We start from the raw sequence: 23,986 nt of genomic DNA, 5'->3' as shown, positions 1-23,986 counted from the left end.
GTTGCGCGCGGCTATTGGGGGCATTTGTTGCCGCTGGCGCTTGGGGCCGGGTGAAGGCATAGGAATAGTCCATGCGCCATTGCCTTGCGATTCTCTGTTTCGTCTTTTTCTCCATCCCGGCCGTGGCGCAATCGGAAGCGGTTGCGGATCATGCCCGCCCCGGCCCTCGCATCGGCCTGGTGCTCGGTGGCGGCGGGGCGCGCGGTTTTGCCCATGTGGGCGTGTTGCAGGTGCTGGAGGAGAACCGGATTCCGGTGGACGCCATTGCCGGCACCAGCATGGGCGCGGTGGTGGGCAGCCTTTATGCATCCGGCAAGTCCGCGACGGAACTGAAGGCGATTACGGACGAGATTCCGTGGACGAACGTGTTCAACGACAATATCCCGCGCGATCGTCTGAGCTTCCGCCGCAAGCGCGACGAGCGGGATGTGCTGATCGATTTCCGCATCAGCTTCGACGACAAGGGGCTGGTGCTGCCCAAGGGCGTGCTGCGCGGGCAGGATCTGTTCCTCACGCTGGCTGAGTATCTGGCCCCGGTGCGCGGCACGCAGGATTTCAACAAGTTCGCCATTCCCTTCCGCGCCGTCGCCACCGATATCGAAACGGGCGAGACCGAGGTGATGGGGGATGGCGACATCGCGACCGCGGTGTTCGCCTCCATGGCGGTGCCCGGCGGGCTGCCGCCGGTGGAGCGCAACGGCAAGCTGCTGGTGGACGGCATGGTGTCGGACAATGTGCCGATCGATGTCGCGCGTTCCATGGGGGTGGATCGGCTGATCGTGGTGGACGTGGGCACGCCCCTGCAGCGCCGCGACCAGATCAACAGCTTCGTCTCCGTGCTGAGCCAGATGCAGCTGCTGCTGGGCCATAAGGCCGTGGCGCAGCAGATCGCCAGCCTGTCCCCGGCTGATGTGCTGATCCGGCCCGATCAGCCCGACATCGGTGCCACCGCTTTCGGGCGCAGCGTGGAGGGTATCGCGGCGGGCCGCGCGGCGGCGCTCGCCGTGGTGGACAAGCTGCGCCCCTACGCCCTGCCAGAGGCGGAGTGGCAGGCGTATCTGGCTGCCCGCAAGGCGCGTGCACCAAGCTATGCGCCGAAGTTGCAATTCGTGAAGGTCGACAATCACTCCGATCTGCCGGATCGCACGATCAAGGATCTGGTGTCGGCGGAACCGGGCAAGCCGCTGGATGCGCCGCAGATGACGGCCGATCTTCAGGATGTCTATGCGCTGGGCGGCTTCCGTTCGGTGCGCTACACGGTGGGGCCGGACGGCGTGCACCCCGGCGAAGGCGTGACGATTACGGCGGACGGCGACCCGACTTCGGCCAACTGGCTGCAACTGGGGCTGGGCATCAGCACCGATTTCAACCGTAACAACAATGTGCGGCTGGGCTTCGCCTATACGGATCGCAACTTCTTCGGCACCGGGATCGAGTGGCGGTCGGACGTGCGGGTCGGTTCGAACCTGCTGATCGAATCCGGCTTTTACACGGAATTCGGCCGCAACAGCGCGCAGGCGGGCCTCACGGGGCGCTATTTCGCGGAATTTACCCCCTTCTGGTCGCGCGTGGATACCTCTCTGTACATCGATAAACAGGCCATTTCGGAAGTGCGCGATTCCCGTGTGGGCGCGCGGATGGATGGCGGGATGCTGTTCGGCAACTGGGGCGAACTTCGCCTTGGCCTGTCCGTCGCAGATGTCAGCCTCAGCACGACGGTGGGATTCCCCGGCTTCACCGACGACAATTTCATCGACACCGACTGGCACGCCGCCTTCACCGTGGACAGGCTGGACAATATCCGCTTCCCCACCAACGGCTTCTATACGCGGTTCGTCTTCACCGATCATGTCCGCTGGCTGGGCGGGGACCTTTCCTATGGCGTGGGCAGCATGAAGCTGCTGAAGCCGATCAGCTGGGGGCGCAACACGCTGCTGCTTTCGGGCGAGGCTGGTTTCACCACCAGCGGGGATGGCCGTTCGCTGGGCGATTTCCGGCTGGGCGGCTTCCTGAACCTTTCAGGACTGGACGAAAACCAGCTGATCGGCCGCCACAAGCTGATCGGCCGCACCGTCTTCTATCACCGGCTGTCGGCGCAGGCCCCTATCGTCGATTTCCCGGTCTATGTGGGCGGCAGCTTCGAACTGGGCAACACATGGGAAGGGCTGGACCGGATCGGTTTGGACAGCCTGCGCCCGGCTGGAAGCGCCTTCGTCGGCGCGGATACGCCGCTGGGTCCGTTCATCATCGCTGCCGGGGTGACGCGCGGCAACGGGGCGCTCTACCTGATTCTGGGCCGCGTGTTCTGATCGGCCGCCTGCTCGCGCTGCTGTGGCTGCTTGCTGCCGCGCCGCTGCTGGCACAGGTGCCCGTCGCGGCGGCTGCCAGCCTGCGCTATGCGCTGGACGATGCCGCCGCCGCCTACAGCAAGGCCACGGGCGAACAGCTGCGCATCAGCTATGCGGCGTCGGGCAATCTGGTGCAGCAGATCGAGGCGGGCGCGCCCTATCAGCTGTTCCTTTCGGCAGACGAGGATCATGTGTTTCGGCTGGCGGACAATGGCCTCGCGCCCGATCGCGGTCGCATCTATGCGGTGGGGCGGCTGGTGCTGATCGTGCCGCCCGGCAGCCCGATCAATCCCTCGCTCGCCGCGTTGAAGGCGGGGCTGGCCTCCGGGCAGGTGAAGCGGCTGGCCATCGCCAACCCGGAAACCGCCCCCTATGGCGCGCGCAGCGTGGAGGCGCTGAAGGCCGTGGGCCTGTGGGCGCAGGCGCAGCCCCGGCTGGTGACGGGGGAAAATATCGCCCAGGCCTTCCAGTTCGTCGCCAGCGGCGCGGCGGATGCGGGCTTCACCTCGCTCAGCCTTGTGAAAAGCCCCGGCTTCAAGGGTCGTTATGCGCTGGTTCCGGCGAACCTGCACCAGCCGCTGACGCAGCGCATGGTGCTGCTGAAATCCGCAACACCGGCCGCGCGCCGCTTTCACGACTGGCTGCTCTCCCCGGCCGGGCAGGCGCTGCTCGCGCGGCACGGCTATCTGCCGCCCGCCTGAGATGGCCCGCGCTTAGATGGACTGGCAGGCCCTTGCCCTTTCGCTGCGTCTGGGCGCGGCCACCCTTCTGGTGCTGATGCCGCCCGCGATCCTGCTCGCGCGCTGGCTCGCCACCACGCCCAGCCGTTGGAAGCCGCTGGTGGAAACGCTGGTGGTGTTGCCGCTGGTGCTGCCGCCCACCGTGCTCGGCTTCTATCTCCTCTCCGCGCTCGGCCCCCGCTCTCCGTTGGGGCAGGCGTGGGAAGCGCTGACCGGCGGCAGCCTCGTGTTCAGCTTCCAGGGCCTCGTCGCCGCCTCTGTGTTGGTGAACATCCCTTTTGCCGTGCAGCCCGCGCAGCGCGGCTTCGAAGCGGTCGGCGCGGAACTGCGCGCGGCGGCGGCCACCTGCGGCCTCTCCCCGCTCGCCACGCTGCGCCGGGTGGAACTGCCGCTGGCCGTCCCCGGCCTGCTCACCGGGGCGATCCTCGCCTTCGCGCACACGCTGGGCGAATTCGGCGTGGTGCTGATGGTGGGCGGGGCGATCCCCGGCGAAACCAAGACGCTGTCGCTCAGCATCTATGATCGGGTGCAGTCGCTGGACAATGGCGCGGCCGCCACCATGGCCGCCGTGCTGCTCGCCATCGCCGTTATCGCCGTCGGCCTCGCCTACCTGCTCACCCGCCGGAAGCCCGATGTCGGGGCTTGAGGCGGATATCCGGCTGGAACGGCCGCTGCCGCTCAACGTGCAACTGCAAGTCGCGCCCGGCGAGATCCTCGCCCTCGTCGGCCGCTCCGGCGCGGGCAAATCCACCTTGCTGAAGGCGCTGGCCGGGCTTGTCCCCATGCAGGGACATGTCCGCGTCGGCGCTGAGGAGTGGACCGGCCTTCCCGCCCACCAGCGGCAGGTGGGCTATCTGTTCCAGTCCTACGCGCTGTTCCCGCACCTTTCCGCGTTGCAGAACCTGCTGCTCGCCATGCCCGCGCCGGACCAGCCCCGCGCCCGCGCGCTGCTGGCCGCTGTCCACCTCCCCGGCCTTGAAGATCGCCGCCCGCACCAGCTCTCCGGCGGCCAGCAGCAACGAGTCGCCCTAGCCCGTGCGCTGGCCCGCAACCCCCGGCTGCTGCTGCTGGACGAGCCCTTCTCCGCAGTCGATCGCCCCACCCGCCGCGCGCTGGCCGCCACCCTGCAAGATCTGCGCGCGGACCTCGCCATGCCCACCATCCTCGTCAGCCACGACATCGAGGACGTCGCCGCTCTCGCCACTCGCATCGCGGTGTTGGAAGGCGGCCGCATCGCCCAACTGGGCGCGACCGCAGACGTGATCGCGCGGCCCGCTTCGGCCAGTATCGCCGAGCTGGTGGGGAGATAGCTCGCCGTTAGGCCTCGCGGCCTGAAGCCCGCCTTGACAGCGGCCCGCCCAGCCGCGACTTCGGGCGGCAGATGGAACCTGTTCTCAACGTCACCCGCTCCGCCACGTCCCGCAGCTGGGTGTGGCGGGCACGGCCGCTGCCGCTGGGCGCGGCCGAGCGGATGGGAGTGGACGAACTGGCCGCGCAACTGCTGATCAGCCGCGGCTGCGCGCCTGCCGATATCCAGCGTACGCTGAAACCCAACCTCAGGGACTGGCTGCCCGATCCTTCCATCTTTCAGGATATGGACGTCGTCGCGAACCGGTTGGCAGACGCCGTGCAGCGGGGCGAGAAGATCGTGCTGTTCGCCGATTATGACGTGGACGGCGCGACCTCCGCTGCCTTCCTGTGGCGGCATCTGCGCGCGCTGGGCGCCGATGTGACGCCCTATATCCCGGACCGGATTCTGGAGGGCTATGGCCCGTCCGCCGCCGCGCTGCTGGAACTGCAACGGCAGGGCGCGCAGTTGCTGTTGCTGCTGGATTGCGGCACGCAGGCGTTCGGCCCGCTGGAGGCCGCGCGGGATGCCGGGCTGGATCTGCTGGTGGTGGATCATCACAAAGCCTCCACCGCGCTGCCCCCGGCGCTGGGCATCCTGAACCCCAACCGGCTGGACGAAACGCCGGAAGCGGCCAGCTTCGGCACGCTGTGCACGGCCGGGCTGGCCTTTCTTGTTGGCGTTGCACTGAACCGGGAGCTTCGCCAGCGCGGTCACTTCGCGGTGACAGCGGAACCGAACCTGTCCGAATGGCTGGACATCGTGGCGCTGGGCACGGTGGCCGATGTGGTGCCACTGCTGGGGCTGAACCGGGCGCTGGTGTCGCTGGGGCTGCGACGGATGGCGAACCGCCGTTCCGTCGGGCTGACGGCGCTGGCCGATATCGCCAAACTGGATCGCGCGCCGCGCTCGGATGATCTGGGCTTCCATCTGGGGCCGCGCATCAACGCCGGGGGGCGGGTGGGGCAGGCCGATCTGGGCGTGCGCCTGCTGGCGAGCGAAGACGGCGACGAAGCCGCGGCCATCGCGCAGGAACTCGACAGGCTGAACCACGAACGCCGCGCGATCGAGGCTGCCGTCACGGCGGAGGCGCTGGCACAGGCGCTGGAAACGCAGGGCAACAGCCCGGTGGCGGTGGTCGCCGGGCAGGGCTGGCATCCGGGCGTGGTGGGCATCGTCGCGGCGCGGGTGAAAGAGCGGCTGAACCGTCCGGCACTGGTGCTGGCGCTGGGCGAAGACGGTGTCGCCAAAGGGTCTGGCCGCTCCATTCCGGGGGTCGATCTTGGCGCGGCGGTTCTGGCGGCGAAGGCGCATGGGCTGATCCGCGAAGGCGGCGGCCACGCCATGGCCTGCGGCGTCACGCTCGATCCGGGCCAGCTGGAACCCTTCACGGCCTGGCTGGCCGAGCATCTGGCCGGGCCGGTGGCAGCGGCGGAATCGGAACGGGTGCTGTCCATCGATCTGGCCGTCGCGCCGCGCGCCGTCACGCCGGAGCTGGCGCAGGCGCTGGAGGCGTGCGGCCCCTATGGGCAGGGCTGGCCCTCGCCGCGCGTGGCGGTCGGCCCGGTGCGGCTGCTGAAATGCGATCCGGTGGGGCGCACGGAACCGAAAACGCACCTGCGCTTCGTGGCCAGCGGCCCGGACGGCGGACGGGTAGAAGGCATTGCCTTTCGCGCGCTGGAAGGCGAACTGGGCCAGATGCTGATGGGCGCCGGATCAGAGCCGGTGCATCTGGCCGGCCGCATCACCGCTGACGAATGGCAGGGCCGCACCCGCGCACAACTGCAACTGGAAGACGCCGCCCGAGCCTGAACCATCTTTGCATTTGCGCTGATATCCAAGCATTTCCGCCATCGCAGCCATTTCCCGACGTGAATCGCTTGACGAGCAGCCGCCCCCCGGCTAATCCGCCGCCTCTCCGCAAGCACGGCCCCTTCGTCTAGCGGTCTAGGACGTCGCCCTTTCACGGCGAAAACACGGGTTCGAGTCCCGTAGGGGTCACCAGCTTGAAAAGGTTGGGGAATTTTCAGCGGCTGGCAGTTAGTTCCCCCCGGCTGCGACTTCAGTTCCCCCCGGCTCGTTCCATAGGCCGACGATGTTACCCGCCAGCACGGTAGCAGCGCCGCTTTTCACCAGCATCAGAATGCGCTTCCTACGGCTGTAATAGCGGACCATTTCCGGGCTCATACCCAGCATGCCTCCAACCTGACTGTCACTGAGGCCAATCTCTATCAGATAGCAGCAGGCGTTCTTCCGCAGGCCATGGAAGACAAAGGTGTCTTCCGGTTCGCATTCCCCCCTGCTCGCAGCCTCTACGATTGCCGCCTTCACTTCGTTGGTGGGCGAGGCGGCGGCTTTCATTCGGATCGCTGTCCTTGTCACTTGGTGCCGGAGCTGCCTTTGGCGAGTATGGTCTGACCAGTCATCCCTATGCAGCAGTGTCAGATTCGGCACGAATAGGGACCCATCCTCGTCGGACATCTATTAGGGCTATAGCTTGGATGTATATCTGGCCAACTATTTGAATTATTATGGCATCATAAGCCCGCAACAACAGCTCCGGGTGGTGGCCATCGTCAAGGCTGGACCTTGCGCGCACGACCATCGCGAAAAACGGGCTGGGTCCATGCCTTTTTGCCATTGCTGTCGGTGACGGTGGCGCGGACATAGACCTCATTGCCGGTGAAGCGATAGCTCGGTCTGAGACCAGCGATTTCGGCAAGCACCTTGCCGTCTTGTCCGGTGAAGCGCGTGAGATAACGCGGACCGTTTTTGGCCGCCGGGATTGTAACAGTCAGGCTGTTTGCGTCGATGGCGATGTCGCTCAGCGCGACGCCGTTCGATGCATAGAAGTCCCCCTTCATCATCGCAGTCTTGATAGCAGTGGGCGTAAGCTCGGGCGCGCGCACCATGATCCACGCCCTGCCGGGTGTGGGATGATTGCCCTGAAAGATATGCACATCGTCGGCACCCACGGCCCATACAATCTTGCCGCGACCAAGGAGATAATCCCAATAGCCTTCGGCTGAAGGTTTCACATCGCCGTTGCCGTCATCGCCGCCCAGATTGTTGCTTGGGTCCAGACCGTTCCAGACTTCGATCAATGCGCCATCGGGCACATCCTCAAGATCGGGCGGATTCAGCGACCATTTGTAAACGGGATGATTGATCTGAACCAGGGCGCCTTGCTCCAGGATTGGAGCGACGGCATCTCCCAATGTCGTGCCGCCTGCTGCCGGCCGGATCACTTCGTTCGTAAACAGCGCGTTGAGATGAAGATCGCCCGGAAGCCGACCCTTGCGAATGAGTATTTCTCCGATCTCCTGACCGGGCAGGATCAGGAACCAGTCACGCCTCCCGATCAATGCGTTCAACGGCGCGACATCGGTCAGATATTCGTCATGATCGGTAATGAATACAAATTGATACCCATTCTCTCTATACCAGCGGGCGGCAACATCGGGGTTGCTGTCGCCATCGCTTGAATTGTTCGTGTGGGTATGGGTGTTCCCTTTGCACCAGTACAATCCGGGAGCCTGGGCATGGGATTGAGATTCCACACCAGCGCACAGCACAACCGCCAATGTTGCGATCGACAGCAGCTTCCTCATCGTCAATTCTCCTCAAAATCGGTCACATTTCAGGGAAGCACGTCACTCGACCTGAGGCTGAAGCCGCGGTAAGAAAATGCCGAAGGACGAACCGAAATTCGTCGATCCTCGGGTAGGACTTCCAGAGGATTGGCAAAATTCGATAGTGGGAGATACTATCTCCTTCTGGTGTGTGTGCGCTTCAAACTTTCTATTTCAATACTGAGAATTTTCATTACTTCCGGCCAATCGGTGAGAATTCCATTCACTTTTAACTGGATGAGTTCATCGAGATCCGCATAAGGGGCGTCGATCGCGGACACCCATACAGGCAAGCCAAGGTCATGAACCTTCTGCACCAGACATGATCGCGAACCTGGATCATCCCTGCGACCGGTTTCGTAATCATGTTGGCGCCGCGCAACCGCTGCTTTGCACGCCGGGGAATCCCGATCATCATAGATCCAGTTCTCGGTCGGACGGGTCGTCGTGGCGGCGGCGGTCGTCGAACCATCTGCTTCCGTTATGGACCACAGCCGGATGATGTCCACGCCAGCTGAGGCAAAAGCCTCGATCTGATCCGGCGATGTTATGAAGCCAAGTGTCCGAATATTCGGATTGAGAGCTTGAAATTCTCTCAGATGTTCAAAGCTGCGAACGCCGACGACGACATCCAGTTGCCGCCCGTGAGCTTCGGTCAAACGGACCACCTGTTCGATATTTCCAGCATTCTGGAACTTGATATCGAGCAGCAGCTTCACTCTGGTTCCCGTCACAAGGTCCAGAACCTCTTCATAGGTCGGAATGCGCTCTCCTGCGAAGCGGGCATCAAACCTGCCGCCCGCATCCAGAGCCTTCACCTGGTCGAGAGTGAGAGTCGAGACATCGCCTGTGCCATCGGTCGTGCGATCGACCGTTGGATCGTGCAGGATGACGATCTCTCCGTCTGCCGTCATGCGCAGGTCGATCTCTATGATGTCCACGCCCAGAGCGATTGCTTGTCGAAACGCCGCAAGCGTGTTTTCCGGTCGATCCGGTGAGCGTCCGCGGTGGGCAACAAGTTCGACATGCCAGTCCGGATAGTCGGCGGCATGACCGGATGGCGCGGCCGGCAAAGGGGTGGTGCACATGCCAAGCGAGAACATGGCAGCGATCCGCGTGACATGGCCGGTCCGGATCATCGCAAACCTCCAGAGAAGCAAGTGGCTGGCCGACGCGCGCTGGTCACATGCCGTACTGCATGGAACCAGTGCGTGCCGGGCGGCAGTTCACATGGCGAGGGTCAGAACCGGATGTTGACCCCGAAATCCGCCGTGAAGGAGTAGACTTCATCGGTAACAAGCTGGCTTGGCGTGGCCTGGTAGATGATGACCGACGCGTTGTTCAGATCGGCGCCCGAAGCGAAGACTTCGATGCGATCCGTCACGCGATAGGAGACGCGGGCATCGACGACAGTCCGGCCTTTCACATAGGTGTCCCCTGCCTTGCTTGCCCCGACGCCTTCCAGATAGTCATCGCGATAGGTGACGGCGACGCGGGCCTCGAAGGGGCCCTTCTCGTAGAAAAGAGCAGCGTTGAAGAGCCATTTGGACTGACGGAAAAAGGGCAGATCCTCTGTCTCCCGGCCCGGCACATCGACGCTGGAGTCCACATAGGTCACGTTCGCCGACAGACCCAGGCCATCGAGCGGCCTGGGCAGGAAAGTGAAGCGCTTCTGCATTGCCGCCTCAATACCAAGCAACTCGCCGGAGTCGGCATTTTGCGGCTGGGAGAGCGTAAGCAGCGGCACACCGGCGAAGCTGGTATTCTGGATCGTCCGCGTGAAAATCGGATTTTCGATCTTCTTGTAGAAACCCGCCAGAGAGAAAAGTGTGTCCGCATCCGGATAATATTCCAGCGACAGATCGAGGCCCATGGCGCGATAAGGCTGCAGATTCGGATTTCCGGCCGTACCGGAGCCATCCTCTTCCTCAAAAGTCGGCACCTGTGCATCATAGTTGGGGCGGCCGATCGTGTTCGTCCATGCCGCGCGCACCAGCAAATCCTGCTGGAGCCGATAGTTGAGATGAAGGCTCGGCAGCACGTCCGTGTAGTTGGTGCTGAACTGGACCGGCAGGATGTCCGATGGCTCCAACGTGCCGTCGCCATCGCTGTCACGGATCGCGAAGGCGCTATAGCTTCCATCGGTCTTTTCCACGCGCACGCCGCCGATCACGGTCAGTTCGCCAAGCTGCAGGCTTGCCATGCCATAGCCGGCATAAATCTTCTCATGGATGTCATAGTCCAGCCTGAGGTCGTTGATAGCGGTCGCAGCCGTATCGAGTGCCAGCGAGCCGGGGCGGGATGCGAAATAATCGAGGACCCCCTGATAGTTCATGCCCGGACCGAAATCATACACGCCGTCGAAGAAGGGGATGTCCGCTGTGAAGGCACCCGTCTGGGCGAAGGTCACGGCGGTGGTCGGCGTCTCGAGTGACTGGCGATTATCGCGATGCTTCTTGCGATCGGTGAACTTACCGCCGAACTTTAGGAAGCTACCCTCCATATTTGGAATATCATAGCGAAGGTCCGCGCGGAAGGCGTGGAGGTCTTCGTCAATCTCTTCACTCCGCATGCGGATGCGGCGCAGCGGATATGCTGCGGGATCGAGCGCCGCGGGATTATAGGTGACGAACGTCGGGCTCGGTTGGGTGAGGTCAAGCGTACTGGACAGGGTATCGGTAGACCGGAACTCGATATCGGTACGGACGGGGGTGTGCTCTTGCGCACGGGCATAGGTGTAGTTGAGGTCCAGTTGCACATTGCCCAGCGTGAGTTCCGTGCCCGGTGAGATATTGTAGAGCTTCTGGGTCTGGTTGTTCTGGCGGAATTCGCGCGTCGCGCGTCCACGAGACCAGGCGATCTGGTCGGCGGCGGGGAAGGTCTGCGTCCCGCGCGCCAGATCCCAGTTGAACTGGTCGCGCTCCTCCTCATCCGTATATTCGTTGTAAATGGTACGCAGATAGAAACGGGTGTCGTCGTCGGGACGCCAGTCAAGATTGACGATCCCGCCGATCCGCTCACGCATGATGCGATAATCGTAAAGCACGAACGAGGTCGGCGCCATCTCCTGGCCGAAGGCCGTCCAGCCGCGCGGTCCGGCAAGCTGGCTGTGAATGAACCGCTTGAAATAGCTGCCCGCCGCGACGATGCCGAACTGATCGTCAGCACCGAATTTGGCGCCATAAGTCACACTGCCGCCATAACCGAACTTGTCGGCCGCGTCGGAATAAGAGATCTTGGCTGAAGCGAAAAGGAAATCGTCGGTACGGTCAAAAGCCGTGGGCGTGACGATGTTGATGCTGCCGCCAACCGCGTTGGCATCATAGTCCGGCGTCACGGCCTTCACCACTTCGATAGCGGCGACAAGATCGGACGGGATGGTGTCGAGCGCGACCCGACGCCCTTCCGCCTCGGGAATGCCGACGAGATTGCCGTCCACCGTCACCTGATTGAGATTGGGATCGACGCCGCGCACCACCACATAGCGCGGCTCGCCCTGATCGGTCTGGACGGATATGCCCGGAAGGCGCTGGAGAGCCTGCGCCGTGTTATAGTCGGGAAGCTGCCCGATCGTATCGGCGGCAACCACGTCGGCGATCACGGGGAGCGAGCGCTTGCGCTCAAGGGCGGCCAGCCGCGAGGCCCGCGACCCGAGAACGACGATTTCACTTTCCGAACCGCCGGCGAGCGCGATTTCCACGTCGCGCGTCACGTCGCCGGTTTCGGGGATGACGATGCTGGCGCTGAAGGGCGTGTAGCCGGGCAATTCGATGCGCAGTTCATGCTCGCCGGCCGGGATATCCGTCAGACGATAACGGCCATCTGCATCGGTCCACACCGGCTGCGCGATGCCATCGACCGTGACACGAGCACCGCTCAATGGCCGTGAAAGTGCAGGATTGGTCACGGTTCCCCGCAATTCGCCTGCAAGCGCGAGACTTGGCAATGAAACAGTCGTCGCAAGAATGACGGCCGTGGTGCGCAACAGCCGGTATCCCGGCCTGTCAGCGTTCGCAGAATGCATGAACTGGTCTCCAGAAAAGAGCTTGAAGGTGTGAATGGATGTGAAGCGGGGTCAGGCGGCGGTCAGCCGATGACTGCGCAGATCAGATGTCAGCCTGTGTGTGCCGATCAGCCGATGTGAATTTTCATGGCGAGACGGGAAAAACAGCCACTCGCAGGACAGGCTCGTGGGTGTGAGATCGACGACCATGTACCCCCTGCGACTGGTGTCGCACCAACGCAGGTCGGGATTTGTCGCCAGGAAATCGCGCGCAATGCTGGCCGGATCGCCGCCGAAGTTTTTCTCCATGCCCTGTGACGAAACGGACTGCACGCAAAGCTCAACGCCAGCAGGCTGGCTGCCGAGCCGCAGATCGCTGGCCCAGGCATTGTGACTGTCACCACTCAGCGTGACGAGATTGGCGCCGGCAGCCGCCGCGGCCTCCAGCACGCGCGTCCGTTCGGCGGGATAACCACTCCAGCGATCCATGCTGATGGGCATGCCGGCACGGCTGACTCGATTGGCGAGGTCAATCTCGGCGCTTGTCTTGGCATCGAGTGTCAGACCGGGGGCATGCCAGCCTGACGTAATCGAAGGCAGCACGAGCGGTGCCATGATGACCTGCTGCGCCAGCAACTGCCATTTCGTACCCGTCGCGACCGAAGCCTTCATGCCGTCGGCCAGCCACGCAAGCTGCGTTGGGCCGAGCAGCTGCCGGTCTGGATCGGCCAGCGGCCCTCGCAAGAAATCAGCGACGGCCTGCTCCGGATTTGCTGCGCGCCGGAGCATCGGTTCGGGATCGAGTTGCCTGGTGCGGGCCAGCAGGCGGGTCTCCAGCCTGTACATGGTCGCCAGGTCGCCAAGCTGATAGGCGGCATAGTCACCACTGACCGGAAGCCATTCGCGGAAGGCACGGACACCGGCGGCGGCGCGCAGCGCCCACAGTCCCTCCGTGTCGCTGTGATTGCTGGCGCCGCCGGTCCAGCTGTTGTTGGCCGTCTCGTGATCGTCCCACATGACCACCCATGGATGGCGACGATGCAGTTCCTGAAGGGCTGGATCGTTGCGGTAGCTGGCGTAGCGCAGCCGATAGTCGGCAAGTGTTTCGAGCTCGCCAAACGGCCGGACATCTCGCTGCTTCGCGAGTTCGGCCAGCGCGTCCGAGCGCGTCGTCGGGGATTCGTAGATATAGTCGCCCAGATGCACGATCAGGTCGATATCGTCGCGCGCGGCGGCATGGCTGTAGGCCGTGAACCAACCGGAGGTGATGTTCGAACAGGACATCACGGCGATGCGATATCGCGCTAGTCGGCCGGCGGGCAGCGTCTTGGTCCGACCGACCGGCGACATCTCACCGCCGGGCGTCGTGAAGCGATAATGATAGCGGCGTCCCGGGCGAAGTCCGGCGGCCCGGATATGCGCGCAATAGTCGGTTTCCGGGCCGGCGACGGCTTCACTGGTCGCTACGATTGACTGGAAGCGCTCATCCTCGGCGATTTCGATCCTGAGCCGAACGCTCTGCGCATCGGCACCTACATAGCGCGTCCAGAGTGTGACGGCGTCTGCGGACGGCTCGCCACTGGCGACGCCATGCGTAAAGCCGCGTGTCGGCCATGCCCAGGCGGCGGCGGGCATGACGGCGGACAGGCCTGCACCCAGCAATGTGGCTTCGATGAGCGATCGACGGCTGATCGGGCGCATTGCGAAATTTTCCCTCGGTCTGGTTGCGAACCCTGAGTCCGGGCGAAATGCAGTGACCGCGATGCGCTCACCCTGCCATTGCCCCTTCATCGTGGATGCAATAGGCCGCACGCGTGACTCTATTGTGTGCGATTCAAACGTGTTTTATATATATATGTAACGATATTTTCGATGGGTTTACGAAGTGACACTGAACCAGCTCCGCAGCTTCATTGCGGTCGCCCGCCACAATGGGTTCACGGCGGCGGCGCGTGCACTTCGGATGAGCCAGACGACGATCACCTCACAAATCCAGGTGCTGGAGGAGGAGCATGGCGTCCGCCTTTTCGAACGGCGCGGGCGAAGGATCGAATTGACGCAGGTGGGGAGCGAATTGCTGCAGTTCGCGCGCCGGATGGTCGATCTGGAAGACGACGCGACGATGATGCTGAAGGACAGCGCCGGCCTGCGCAGCGGTGAACTGAAGATCGGCGCCGTCAGCCCCTATCATGTCATCGAAATCGTCGAGGCGTTCAACACCCGCTATCCTGACGTCTATCTCGCGATGACCTTCGGCAATTCCGAAGCTGTTCTGCACGACCTCGGCAGCTATGGCTGCGACGTCGGCATCCTGGCGCGGGATACCGATGATGACCGGTTTCACGTCCAGCATTATGCGAGCTATCCGGTCATGGCTTTCGTTCACCGCGATCACCGGCTGGCGGGTCTCAGGAGTATCGGACTTGAAGCGCTCGGCAGGGAAAAGCTGCTCATGCGTGAGCGCGGTTCGACCACGCGCCGCGCGCTGGAAGAGGGGCTGGTCGCGATAGGCCTAAAGCCGCGTGTGGCGATGGAGATCGGCAGCAGGGAGGCCATTCGCGAAGCCGTCATTCGCGGTCTTGGCGTCGGTACTGTCTCGGAATCGGAATATGTGCCGGATGAACTGTTGCATCCGCTCCCCATTATCGACGCGCCAGTCCTGACACATATCTATGTCTGCTGCCTGCGTGAGCGGCGACGCAGCCGGATGATCGCCGCCTTCTTCGAGGCCTTGCAACGAACCGGCCCGCGAAAGGGCATGGCCATCTCGCCTAAAGCGCGCACGGCAAAGCCTGCGAAACGCCGTCAGCCTCCCGATGAAGCCGGCACCGATTAACTCACTCTGCAGCCCGCCTAACGGCGGATAAACAAGGCCAATGATGCACTGGCCGCGCTGGCGCCGGCAACGATCAGGAACACCAGTGATGTATTGTCATGGGCATCCATGAAGCGACCGATCAGGGGTTCACCGAGACCTGCGAACAAATAGGCGAAGAAGTTCATGACGCCGATCGCTGTACCGGCCCGCCTGTGCCCGACAAGATCGGGGCACAAGGCCCAGAAGGACGACTGCGGACCGTAGACAAAAAAGCCGCAGAGAAACAATGTGGCGATCCCGAGATAGATATCGCTTGCCGGGATGGTGAACATGATGAGCGAGGTCATGGCCGCCAGCACCATGTAGAGGACGATGGCGACATAGCGCTTCGAACCAAAGATGTTGTCGGACACCCACCCATTCGTGGCCGCGCCGATCGCCATGCCGAGCGGGAGCGCGATACTGATCCATTCAGGGGCGATGATTGAAGTAGAGGATTCCGGTCCGCTTCCGTCACCCAGAAAATGAACCGGGACCCAGACGAGTAGCCCGTAGCGTGCGCTGTTCTGGAAACCGATGGCCAGGCTAGCCAGGATGAGCCGCCAGTTTGACAGCACAGCCCTGTAACGCACCCGGCTTGTCTCGTCCCCGACGGCGCCGGCGACCGGATCGGCGTCTTCCGGCGAGATATCGTCATGCGGTGACTGGAAGCCCATCTCCTCGGGCGTCTCCCGCGCCACCAGATAGAAGATCACGCCTCCGACGAGCATGAGGATCACCGGCAGGCGGAAGATCCATCGCCAGTCCAGACTCAGACTATGTACGACGATGATCGAGGTCACGAATGAGAGGACCGACGCCATGCCGGCCGCGAACACATACCAGCCGAACACCATGCCGCGTTCATGCCGCCCGAACCAGTTGGACAGAAGCCGGCTGCCCGGTGCCCAGCCCATCGACTGGAAGAGTCCGTTCACACCCCACAGCGTGCCGAGACTGAAGATGGAGGTTGAAAAACTGACCGCCCAGTTCGCCAGGCAGGAAAGGATCGCGCCCGCGCTCATGACGCGGCGTCCGCCGAATTTGTCCGCCATGTTGCCGTTGATCGCCTGACCGATGGCGTAGCACCATAGCAGGGCGGCACTGACCCAGCCTAGCGCTTCCTTCGAAACGCCGAACTCCGCCTGAATGCCGGGAATCGCGAAACCGAACGTCTGGCGGCCCGTGTAGAAAAACAGATAACAGAACATCGCGGCGAACAGCATCCGATGCTGGGCGCGCCGGAAGGCCGGGACATTGCTTACTCGCTGGATGGGTCTGCCTTCGTTCACGACTGGCCTCGATCATCATCCGGCGCCCCGGTGCGCCAGGGGAAGCGGGCCTGCGCGCCGATGAAGTTCCGCCCGCGTGGACCGGCGAAGGCGCGCTCCACGATCATGCGCCACTCACTGTCCTCGACGCCGAACGCCGCTGCGGCGGCAGGCACATCCAGATCGTTCAGAAATGCTCTCAGGCGAGCCGGTGCATCGGGCAGCACGCCGAATATCTCCGCCAGCGCTTCGTCGCTGGCGGCATCGATGCCGATCACGGCCTCCATCACCTCAGGCAGGCAGAAGGAACAGGCAATGCCATGCGGCACATCATGGTTCAGGGTCAGCGGATAGGAGATATTATGGGCTACGGCCGTGCGCGTGTTCGAGAAGGCAAGGCCAGCCCGCATCGCGCCCAGCGCCATCTGCAGGCGACCATTCCGGTCATCCGGGTTCCTGCCGAGGCGCTGCAATGCTGCCATGATGTCGCGTGCTGCATTGACCGCAAAGCGCCGGGTCAGTGGATTGGCGTTGACGTTCCAGATGCTTTCCAGCGCATGCGACAAAGCATCCAGTCCGCTCGACAACGTGACCGACCACGGCAGGCTTGCCATCAGCAATGGATCGATGACCGTTGCTTCCGGGTAGAGCCCGTCATGTTCCAGTGACAGCTTGCGTCCGCGCACCGTATCCCAGACCGTCGCCCATTTGGTGAGGTCGCTGCCTGTCCCGGCCGTGGTTGGAATGGCGATAATCGGCAGCGGACGGCGTGGAAGCGGTGTGCCGCCATCGATATACTGCACGGCGGCCCGATAGCAGCCTCTGCCCGCAGCAAGAAACTTCGCAGTGTCGATCACGGATCCGCCGCCCAGGGCAATGATCACCTCGGGCTCGATATCGGCCGCGCTCATGACAGTCGTCAGACGGCGCAACATTTCCAGCGAAGGGTTCGGCTCGATCTCGTCCAGCGCCAGATCGGGGGCACCGCAATGCATGGCGATACGGTCGCGCCATGGCGACATCACATCGTCCCGATGTGTCACGAGAAGATATGACCTGCCGCTAAGGAGCGTGCCGATATCGTCAAGCACGCCTTCGCCGAAATGCAGATGAACCGGATTGTGGAAGGACCACTTGTTCATGGCTGGTCACCGGCCGCGAGCCTTTGCTCAATGTCTTCGATCACAGGAATCAGATCGGCAACGCTGTCAATGACATAGTGTGCGCCGGCGTTACGCAATGCCCGGCATGCCGCATCCCGCCTGTCGCTGCGCGCACGATCATCCAGGGCGTTCCAGTCATCGAGGGACAGCCCGACCTCGTTGCCGCTCACGGAGATCCCCACCGCCCACATGCCCGCCGCCCGCGCGGACAGGAGACCGCTCGGACTGTCATCGACGACCACGCATCCGCGCACATCCGGGGCATTCAACGCAAGCAGATTGGCGAGCGGCATATCCGGCCACGGGCGCCCATGCGCGACTTCGCTCACCGTGACGCAATGGTCCGGGCAATAGCCCTGCGCCTGCGCCAGCGGCATGAGCATGTCCATGATACTGCGCGGATAGCCGGTGGTGCTGCCGATCGCGACGCCCCTTCGCCGGAGCGCACTCACGGTCTCCAGAGCGCCCGGGATCAGAGTGCTGTACCGCGCGGAACCGGCGGCATCGATCTGCAGAAAGGCTTCATAGATGCGATCCACATCGGCCTGGGTCGATGCCTGCCCCATCTGGTTCAGCCAGCGCGTCTGCACGGCGGACTGGGCGAGGATCAGCTCGACATGTTCGCGCTTCGCTGCGCCCATCGGCTCTCGCGCTTCGGCTTCGCTGATTGCGACACCGGTTCTCGTGAAGGCTTCCCGAAAGGCCGCTACCGGCGCGATGCACCCGAAATCGAGGATGGTGCCCGCCCAATCGAAGATGACGGCGGAAACGGCGACCGGCCACGCCCCGAAGAAGGAGGATTTTTGTTGATCTGACATATGGGCCCATAGTGTGGATTTCTGAACTTCAAAGACTGACCGTATGGGCGTGACATGACAGTATCGTTATTAATTAAACCGTGTTTATTTGATATATTAAACGATAATCTCGTGCAACAAAATGCGGCATTCGGTGTGTTGGTTCATCCTTCCTGAAGGAAGAGCTATGCGGAGACGTCAGGCACGCTTGGCGTGATCAAGCATTCGCGCCGTGCAATACGGTCCGGATGCCGGGTTCGCTATCCTGACTATGCATCTGACCGGTTCCTTGGCCTTGGCGGCGGCCTTCTGACATGCAGCGATAGTCTCGCGGTTCCCCCCGCCGCATATCGGCGGCCTCAACGATCGCCTGCCAGCCTTCCGGGTTGTCGGCGCGCATGAGCCGGATATTCAACGGCTTCAAAGGATCTCCACGGTCCTCGTCGATAGATGACCTCGGCCTTGTAAAGGCCATTGATCGTCTCAGCCAAGGCGTTGTCGTAGCTGTCGCCAACGCTCCCGACCGACGGCTCGATGCCTGCCTCGGCAAGGCGCTCGGTATACTTGATCGAGACATATTGGCTGCCGCGGTCGCCGTGGTGGATCAGGCCACCACGATGGACAGGGCGCCGATCATGGATCGCCTGGGTGCGGGCCGACACGCCAGCCCGCGTTCGTGAGCACGATAGGTGAGAATGACCCGGATTTTGAAACCCGCCACCCGATTATAGTGGTGGAAACCCTTCACCAGCGGCCCTCTTATCAGACTTTTCATCTGTGACTTTGGTGATCGGAATCCCGACGAGTGTAGCGCCAAAACTTGATCGGGTTTGGCCTCGATGGTCTATTCGCCCAGGGGGGCGAGTTCGAAGCGACACCGTGATCGTCAATCGGGGAGGGTTTCGTTGCGGCCGTTTGCCGCCTTCAACCTTCTGCCAGGTCTTGGGGAGAATGTGTCGGCAAATGGCCGACACACCCCCTACGCAAGCTCGCTCATGGATTCGCGCAGCATGCGCTCCACGTCGCCGGACGTCACGCGCCGACCATCCTCTCCGGGAGTTACGCCGCCCATGTCTTTGGGTTCGGTGTCGACCCCCTGCGCGAGCGCGCGTAAAGCACCGACGGTGCAGCGTTCGCGAGGGCGGCGCGAGAAAGCGTCGAACTTATACTCACGCATCGCATTTCCATGGGTGATCTTGTTGATCCGCTCGGCGGGCAGATCCTTCACGGCTTCCCAGAGGACTTCGGGTGACCTCGGCCAGGTTGTATCGGCATGAGGATAATCGCACTCCCAGGTCACCATATCGTCGTTCAGATAGTCGAGAATATCGACACCGAACCGCTCCTCGATAAAGCAGGTCATGAAGTGCTTCTTGAAGACTTCGCTGGGTAGCCGCCCGCCGAATTCGGCTCGCGTCCATTCATGATGCCGATCATGGGTAATGTCGGCGCGCTCGAGGAAATAGGGAACCCAGCCAACGCCCCCCTCAGCCAGAGTTATGCGCATGTTGGGATATTTTTCCCAGATCTTCATATGCATCCAGTCGGCTGCGGCGACTGCGATCGAAATCGGCATGGTAAGGATCCATGCATCGATCGGCGTCTGGTCTGACGCGTGGGTAGCGGCATTTCCCGTGCCCATATGCGCCGTGATCATCATGTCGGTATCGGCGATCGCCTTCCACAGCGGTTCCCAGCTTTCATCGTGGATGCTGGGAAAGCCTGCCTGCGTCGTATTGTCGGGAAGGCTGACGGTATTCGTGCCTTTGGCGTGAACCCGGCGAACTTCTGCGGCGGACAGTTCCGGGCTCCAAAGCGGGAGCACGGCGAGCGGGATCAGCCTGTCCGGATAGGTTCCGCACCATTCATCGACGTGCCAGTCGTTGTAGGCCCGGATGCAGGCGAGCGCGAGATCCTTGTCCTCCATGTCGAAGAACATCTTGCCGCCGAAAGACGGAAAACTTGGGAAGCAGAGCGCGCCGAGCACGCCATTGGCGTTCATATCGTCGATCCGCGCATGGACATCATATGCCGCAGAGCGCATCTCGTCATAGCTTGCCGCTTCCATGCCATATTCATGTTTGGCGCGACCGGCGACGGCATTCATGCCGATCATGGGGATCGGCTTTCCATCGAGCGTCCAGATATCCCGCCCCTTGGAAGACCGAATGACCCGTGGCGCGCGATTCGCAAACTTGGCGGGCATGCGCCCTTCGAACATGTGGGGCGGCTCGATCACATGGTCATCCACGCTCACGAGAATCATGTCGTTCATCTGCATAGGAACCTCCCAGTCGCCGCCATTGCGGTCGTCGGAGCGACGATAGACAAAATGTCATCATCACTCAACCAGTATATACAGTTTAGAGATGTGAGGCGTCAGCTAACGAATGACAGGGCGTTGCTTTGTTCGACAACCCGTTGGTGATGATGCAGGAGTTCGCCCATACGCGATCGCAGCAAGCTTTCGGCAAGCACCCCGTCACGATCCCGGATTGCGTCCAGAACATGCATGAGGCGTTTGCGCGAAGGGGCGATGTCACGCGCATTTTCAACCGGAAGATCCGAACTGGATTCCGGGATCGTATTGATCTGCAAGTTGATAATTTCGGCCATCATCTGGCTGACGAGCTTCAGCACTTCGTTGCCTGACAGATCGCAAAGGGCGAGGTCGAACTCACGGATGAGGCGTGCGAGTTCGCGGGGATGATCGGCTTCGCGCTCCAGCGCCGCATAGATGGCTTCAAGCCGCGACAAGTCGGCTGGAGGGTCCAGCTCTGCCACCTTGCGCGCCGCAGCCGGAACCAGCAGCGCGGCCAGTTCAAAAACGTCGGTCACCGTCGCACGCCGCAGCTGGAGAACCAGGCCTGCAACGCGCGCCGCCTGAGCGGAAGATGGGTGATGAACCTTTGCACCCTTGCGCCCGCCGCGCGTCGTCGTCACCAGCCCCTCTGTCTCGAGAATTCGGATGGCTTCACGCAAGGTCGGGCGCGATACGCCGAAGCGCTGCGCCAGCTCCGGCTCGGGCGGCAGCAGATCTCCATCCTTGATGTCGCCGCGGGCGATGTCGCCGCGCAGTTCTTCGGCCACGATCTGTGAAACCTTGCGCACGGTTACGCCACGACCGGAAGCTTGCCGCGAGACAGTCTTCATGTGCGTTTCCGGGCCAACCAAAAGCCGATCTCCCATGATGTAGCTTCAATGTATTTTGCATGCCCCTGAAAGGGAACAACGGCGCCTGTCAAACGTGCAGCTGCGACCGCGACGGCCGGCGTACGCCTGGTGGAAAAGACCATGCTCATGGGCGGGAGCCGATCTTGAGATGTGGAGGGCATTGTCATTTCCATAACCAATATATACAGTTAATATAGAAATTGGGGGAATGGAAGAATTTATGCGAGATAGGGCGGATGTTTGATGGCCGGAATCGCTGGTCGGACCAGGCGTTCCGTCACATATCTGTCTGCGCTGCATGAAAAGACCTGCGGGCTTGTGCCTTTTGCGAAATGCGGTTCGCGGGGCGGGTCTTTCCGGAGCCCATATCGCCCCTGTCTCGCGGGGCGCGGTGTCTGCTGGCCCGGATTCCGCCGGATATCCTTGACCGTATGAACCGGCCGGGCGCTACAGTGAAGGCCGCAGGAGGCTTGCAGCCGTCGCTGCGACCATTTGTCCCGTTTCTTGCGGCGTTGTGGGTCGCGGAAATGACCGGCGCGTTCGAATCTGCGATGATTCTTGCGGCGATGAAGCCACTTATCGAGGATTTCGGCAGCCCGGTTCTGGTTGGCTGGCTGATCACATCCTACCTGATCGTGGGCGCCGCCTCTGCCGCCATCGTCGGCAGGCTGGGGGATCTGTTTGGACGACGGCGGATTCTGGTGGTGACGCTGTTCATCGCTCTGATCGGATCGCTCATCAGCGCCTATGCCATCAACTTTCCGATGCTGCTTGCGGGGCGGGTGCTGCAGGGTCTGACGGGTGCGGTGCTTGCGCTTTGCGTTGGCCTGGTGCGTGAGAACATGCCCGAACCTCTGGTCCCGATGGGCATAGGCCTGATGATCTCGGGTGCGTCGATAGGAACAGCGGCCGGATTGGTCGTCGGCGGCTGGATCGCCGACAATTTCAGCTGGCACGGGCTGTTTCTGGCAAGTGCGGCCTTCTGTGCCGCCACGATCGTCGCGATTATGGCTGCCGTTCCAGCCTCCCGTCGCGGAGTGGCCGGCCAGCCAGTCGACTGGCTTTCCGGCATCCTTTTCGCGCCCGGTGTGATGCTGCTTCTCTATTATGCAGGCTCGATTGCCGCAGTCGGCCTGTTGGCACCCCTTCCCCTTCTGGCGGGAGTGACCGGCCTTGCCCTGATCCTGATCTGGGTCTGGCGAAGTCTGTCGTCAGCGCATCCTCTGCTGGACGTGCGGCAGTTCCGCAATCGGGAAGTTCTGGTCGCCAATGGCATCACTGCCGTAGTTTCCATGAGTTCGCTGCAGCTTCCGGTCATCTTCTCCGTGTTACTGCAGGCCCCGCTCTGGACCGGCCTTGGCCTGGGGTTGACGGCTTTCGCTGCCGGTCTGGCCAAGCTGCCATCGAGCATATTGTCGACCTTCGCCGGGCCGCTGAGCGGCTGGATGACCGGGCGTGGGGGTGGCCGGACCACGATGATCTTCGGAGGATTGCTCGCCTCGGTGGGATGGCTGCTGCTGTATTTCCTCCACGGCAGCGTGCTGACGGTTATCCTTGTCGTATGTGTCATATCCTTCGGCACCACCATATTGTTCGCGGTTGGGCCAACGATTGTCGCGCAGGCGGTAACCGATGACAGAACGAGTGAGGCGTCAGGCATGCTTTCAGTTGTGCGCGGCCTGTTTCAGGGGATCGGGGCGATGATGGTGACGTCGCTGCTGGCAATGGATGTCGTTGCAGATACCGGCAGCAAGGCGACTTATCCGACAGAGTTCGCCTTCCAGGTAACGATCGCTGTGCTGGTGCTGCTGAATCTGCTGGCGATGACGATCGCGCTATGGCTGCCACGAAATGATCGCCGACAGGGATTCTGAATCCGGACTGTGCGCGAGGAAAGTCGACTGTCCTGAGCAGCCTGATCCGGAAACATGGCCTTCAGCCCGGCACCAGCTCCGTCACCAGTCGCAGCGCTGTCCGCCGTCAGCACCAATGGCACAGATTTGAGGTTGTGATTTAAGGAGGGTTGGGGCTTCGTCGTAGTGACGAAGGAACGAAGATGAAGGCCCAACCCTCCTTGAAAAAATCGCCGACCAAGGCCCCTGCTGAGCGGGTGGTGAAGGACATTCGGCGGCAGACGCGTCGCCATTTCTCGGCGGAGGACAAGATCCGCATCGTGCTCGATGGGCTACGCGGCGAGGACAGCATTGCCGAGCTGTGCCGCAAGGAAGGCATCGCGCAGAGCCTGTACTACACCTGGTCGAAGGAGTTCATGGAAGCTGGCAAGCGCCGCCTGGCCGGCGACACCGCTCGTGCCGCGACCACCGGCGAGGTGCAGGACCTGCGCCGCGAGGCCCGCGCCTTGAAGGAATGCGTGGCCGACCTGACACTCGAAAACCGTCTGCTGAAAAAAAGCATGATCGCGGATGGGGGCGACGACGAATGAGGTATCCCGCATCCGAAAAACTCGAGATCATCCGGATCGTCGAGCAGTCGCACCTGCCCGCCAAACGCACGCTGGACAAGCTCGGTATCGCCCGCCGGACGTTCTATCGCTGGTATGACCGCTACCTTGAAGGTGGGCCGGAGGCGCTGGAAGATCGGCCATCGGCTCCAGGCAGGGTGTGGAACCGCATCGGCGGCGACATCCAAGACC

17 protein-coding genes, 1 tRNA gene and 2 pseudogenes are annotated in these 23,986 nt (G+C 62.5%); 9 read left to right on the top strand and 11 right to left on the bottom strand.

Annotated elements, in window-relative coordinates; all coding sequences use genetic code 11:
• Positions 1 to 71 precede the first annotated feature (71 nt).
• From FJQ54_RS08205 to FJQ54_RS08180, 6 genes are all read left to right on the top strand, one after another.
• Complete coding sequence (locus FJQ54_RS08205; RefSeq protein ID WP_140927935.1) at positions 72 to 2,309, top strand: patatin-like phospholipase family protein; 2,238 nt, start codon at positions 72 to 74, stop codon at positions 2,307 to 2,309.
• A gap of 56 nt (positions 2,310 to 2,365) precedes the next feature.
• Complete coding sequence (gene modA, locus FJQ54_RS08200; protein ID WP_181160055.1) at positions 2,366 to 3,049, top strand: molybdate ABC transporter substrate-binding protein; 684 nt, start codon at positions 2,366 to 2,368, stop codon at positions 3,047 to 3,049.
• Positions 3,050 to 3,065: 16 nt separating this feature from the next.
• Positions 3,066 to 3,734, top strand: coding sequence for a molybdate ABC transporter permease subunit (modB, locus tag FJQ54_RS08195; protein ID WP_140927933.1), 669 nt, complete (start codon positions 3,066 to 3,068; stop codon positions 3,732 to 3,734).
• The gene (locus FJQ54_RS08190; protein ID WP_140927932.1) at positions 3,721 to 4,398 is read left to right on the top strand and encodes an ABC transporter ATP-binding protein; all 678 of its coding nucleotides are present in this window, start codon (positions 3,721 to 3,723) and stop codon (positions 4,396 to 4,398) included. Before modB ends, FJQ54_RS08190 begins: the two co-directional genes overlap by 14 nt.
• 71 nt (positions 4,399 to 4,469) lie before the next feature.
• Complete coding sequence (recJ, locus tag FJQ54_RS08185) at positions 4,470 to 6,248, top strand: single-stranded-DNA-specific exonuclease RecJ (protein ID WP_140927931.1); 1,779 nt, start codon at positions 4,470 to 4,472, stop codon at positions 6,246 to 6,248.
• 116 nt (positions 6,249 to 6,364) lie between these two features.
• Positions 6,365 to 6,440: transfer RNA gene (locus FJQ54_RS08180), tRNA-Glu, on the top strand.
• A gap of 36 nt (positions 6,441 to 6,476) precedes the next feature.
• Here FJQ54_RS08180 and FJQ54_RS08175 read toward each other — a convergent pair.
• The 5 genes from FJQ54_RS08175 to FJQ54_RS08155 all read right to left on the bottom strand — a co-directional run bounded on the left by FJQ54_RS08175 (position 6,477) and on the right by FJQ54_RS08155 (position 13,772).
• Positions 6,477 to 6,797 carry a site-specific integrase gene (locus FJQ54_RS08175; RefSeq protein ID WP_140927930.1) on the bottom strand — a complete coding sequence of 107 codons (321 nt, stop codon included), beginning with the start codon at positions 6,795 to 6,797 and terminating at the stop codon, positions 6,477 to 6,479.
• A 215-nt stretch (positions 6,798 to 7,012) separates the two neighbouring features.
• Positions 7,013 to 8,047, bottom strand: a complete 1,035-nt coding sequence (locus tag FJQ54_RS08170) for a CehA/McbA family metallohydrolase (RefSeq protein ID WP_140927929.1) — start codon at positions 8,045 to 8,047, stop codon at positions 7,013 to 7,015.
• A gap of 155 nt (positions 8,048 to 8,202) precedes the next feature.
• Complete coding sequence (locus tag FJQ54_RS08165; protein WP_140927928.1) at positions 8,203 to 9,207, bottom strand: glycerophosphodiester phosphodiesterase; 1,005 nt, start codon at positions 9,205 to 9,207, stop codon at positions 8,203 to 8,205.
• 101 nt (positions 9,208 to 9,308) lie between these two features.
• Positions 9,309 to 12,053 (bottom strand): TonB-dependent receptor, encoded by a 2,745-nt coding sequence (locus FJQ54_RS08160; protein WP_181160049.1) that lies wholly within the window; start codon positions 12,051 to 12,053, stop codon positions 9,309 to 9,311.
• 90 nt (positions 12,054 to 12,143) lie between these two features.
• Entirely contained in the window at positions 12,144 to 13,772 is a 1,629-nt protein-coding gene (locus tag FJQ54_RS08155; protein ID WP_235890369.1) for an alkaline phosphatase D family protein, read from the bottom strand.
• A gap of 184 nt (positions 13,773 to 13,956) precedes the next feature.
• Here FJQ54_RS08155 and FJQ54_RS08150 point away from each other — a divergent pair, with 184 nt between their 5' ends.
• Complete coding sequence (locus FJQ54_RS08150; RefSeq protein ID WP_140927926.1) at positions 13,957 to 14,907, top strand: LysR substrate-binding domain-containing protein; 951 nt, start codon at positions 13,957 to 13,959, stop codon at positions 14,905 to 14,907.
• Between the two features lie 17 nt (positions 14,908 to 14,924).
• On the opposite strand, the gene FJQ54_RS08145 is transcribed toward FJQ54_RS08150, so the two are convergent.
• The 6 genes and pseudogenes from FJQ54_RS08145 to FJQ54_RS08120 all read right to left on the bottom strand — a co-directional run bounded on the left by FJQ54_RS08145 (position 14,925) and on the right by FJQ54_RS08120 (position 21,348).
• On the bottom strand, positions 14,925 to 16,154 hold the full coding sequence (locus tag FJQ54_RS08145) for an MFS transporter (protein WP_140927925.1): 1,230 nt from the start codon (positions 16,152 to 16,154) through the stop codon (positions 14,925 to 14,927).
• A 62-nt stretch (positions 16,155 to 16,216) separates the two neighbouring features.
• Positions 16,217 to 17,341 carry an iron-containing alcohol dehydrogenase PsrA gene (psrA, locus tag FJQ54_RS08140; protein WP_140927924.1) on the bottom strand — a complete coding sequence of 375 codons (1,125 nt, stop codon included), beginning with the start codon at positions 17,339 to 17,341 and terminating at the stop codon, positions 16,217 to 16,219.
• On the bottom strand, positions 17,338 to 18,180 hold the full coding sequence (gene phnX, locus FJQ54_RS08135) for a phosphonoacetaldehyde hydrolase (protein ID WP_140927923.1): 843 nt from the start codon (positions 18,178 to 18,180) through the stop codon (positions 17,338 to 17,340). The genes psrA and phnX overlap by 4 nt, the downstream gene beginning before the upstream one ends.
• 386 nt (positions 18,181 to 18,566) lie before the next feature.
• Positions 18,567 to 18,888, bottom strand: a pseudogene (locus FJQ54_RS08130) (IS3 family transposase); the annotation flags it as partial.
• Positions 18,889 to 19,138: 250 nt separating this feature from the next.
• The gene (locus tag FJQ54_RS08125; protein ID WP_140927922.1) at positions 19,139 to 20,440 is read right to left on the bottom strand and encodes an amidohydrolase family protein; all 1,302 of its coding nucleotides are present in this window, start codon (positions 20,438 to 20,440) and stop codon (positions 19,139 to 19,141) included.
• 98 nt (positions 20,441 to 20,538) lie between these two features.
• Positions 20,539 to 21,348: a FadR/GntR family transcriptional regulator gene (locus tag FJQ54_RS08120; RefSeq protein ID WP_140927921.1), complete on the bottom strand. Its 810-nt coding sequence runs from the start codon at positions 21,346 to 21,348 to the stop codon at positions 20,539 to 20,541.
• Positions 21,349 to 21,665: 317 nt separating this feature from the next.
• Here FJQ54_RS08120 and FJQ54_RS08115 point away from each other — a divergent pair, with 317 nt between their 5' ends.
• Positions 21,666 to 23,207 (top strand): MFS transporter, encoded by a 1,542-nt coding sequence (locus FJQ54_RS08115; protein WP_140927920.1) that lies wholly within the window; start codon positions 21,666 to 21,668, stop codon positions 23,205 to 23,207.
• A gap of 182 nt (positions 23,208 to 23,389) precedes the next feature.
• A pseudogene (locus FJQ54_RS08110) lies at positions 23,390 to 23,986 on the top strand (transposase); the annotation flags it as partial.

This window comes from Sandaracinobacter neustonicus (genome assembly GCF_006385875.1).
GTDB lineage: Bacteria > Pseudomonadota > Alphaproteobacteria > Sphingomonadales > Sphingomonadaceae > Sandaracinobacteroides > Sandaracinobacteroides neustonicus.
Note: the sequence above shows the minus strand (reverse complement) of the source record. Positions and strands in the feature narration are given on the sequence as shown.

Coding starts and splice junctions, on each gene's coding strand:
- FJQ54_RS08205 (WP_140927935.1), top strand. CDS start 72: ATGCGCCATTGCCTTGCGATTCTCTGTTTCGTCTTTTTCTCCATCCCG.
- modB (WP_140927933.1), top strand. CDS start 3,066: ATGGACTGGCAGGCCCTTGCCCTTTCGCTGCGTCTGGGCGCGGCCACC.
- FJQ54_RS08190 (WP_140927932.1), top strand. CDS start 3,721: ATGTCGGGGCTTGAGGCGGATATCCGGCTGGAACGGCCGCTGCCGCTC.
- recJ (WP_140927931.1), top strand. CDS start 4,470: ATGGAACCTGTTCTCAACGTCACCCGCTCCGCCACGTCCCGCAGCTGG.
- FJQ54_RS08175 (WP_140927930.1), bottom strand. CDS start 6,797: ATGAAAGCCGCCGCCTCGCCCACCAACGAAGTGAAGGCGGCAATCGTA.
- FJQ54_RS08170 (WP_140927929.1), bottom strand. CDS start 8,047: ATGAGGAAGCTGCTGTCGATCGCAACATTGGCGGTTGTGCTGTGCGCT.
- FJQ54_RS08165 (WP_140927928.1), bottom strand. CDS start 9,207: ATGATCCGGACCGGCCATGTCACGCGGATCGCTGCCATGTTCTCGCTT.
- FJQ54_RS08155 (WP_235890369.1), bottom strand. CDS start 13,772: ATGCGCCCGATCAGCCGTCGATCGCTCATCGAAGCCACATTGCTGGGT.
- FJQ54_RS08145 (WP_140927925.1), bottom strand. CDS start 16,154: ATGCTGTTCGCCGCGATGTTCTGTTATCTGTTTTTCTACACGGGCCGC.
- psrA (WP_140927924.1), bottom strand. CDS start 17,341: ATGAACAAGTGGTCCTTCCACAATCCGGTTCATCTGCATTTCGGCGAA.
- phnX (WP_140927923.1), bottom strand. CDS start 18,180: ATGTCAGATCAACAAAAATCCTCCTTCTTCGGGGCGTGGCCGGTCGCC.
- FJQ54_RS08125 (WP_140927922.1), bottom strand. CDS start 20,440: ATGCAGATGAACGACATGATTCTCGTGAGCGTGGATGACCATGTGATC.
- FJQ54_RS08120 (WP_140927921.1), bottom strand. CDS start 21,348: ATGGGAGATCGGCTTTTGGTTGGCCCGGAAACGCACATGAAGACTGTC.
- FJQ54_RS08115 (WP_140927920.1), top strand. CDS start 21,666: ATGCGGTTCGCGGGGCGGGTCTTTCCGGAGCCCATATCGCCCCTGTCT.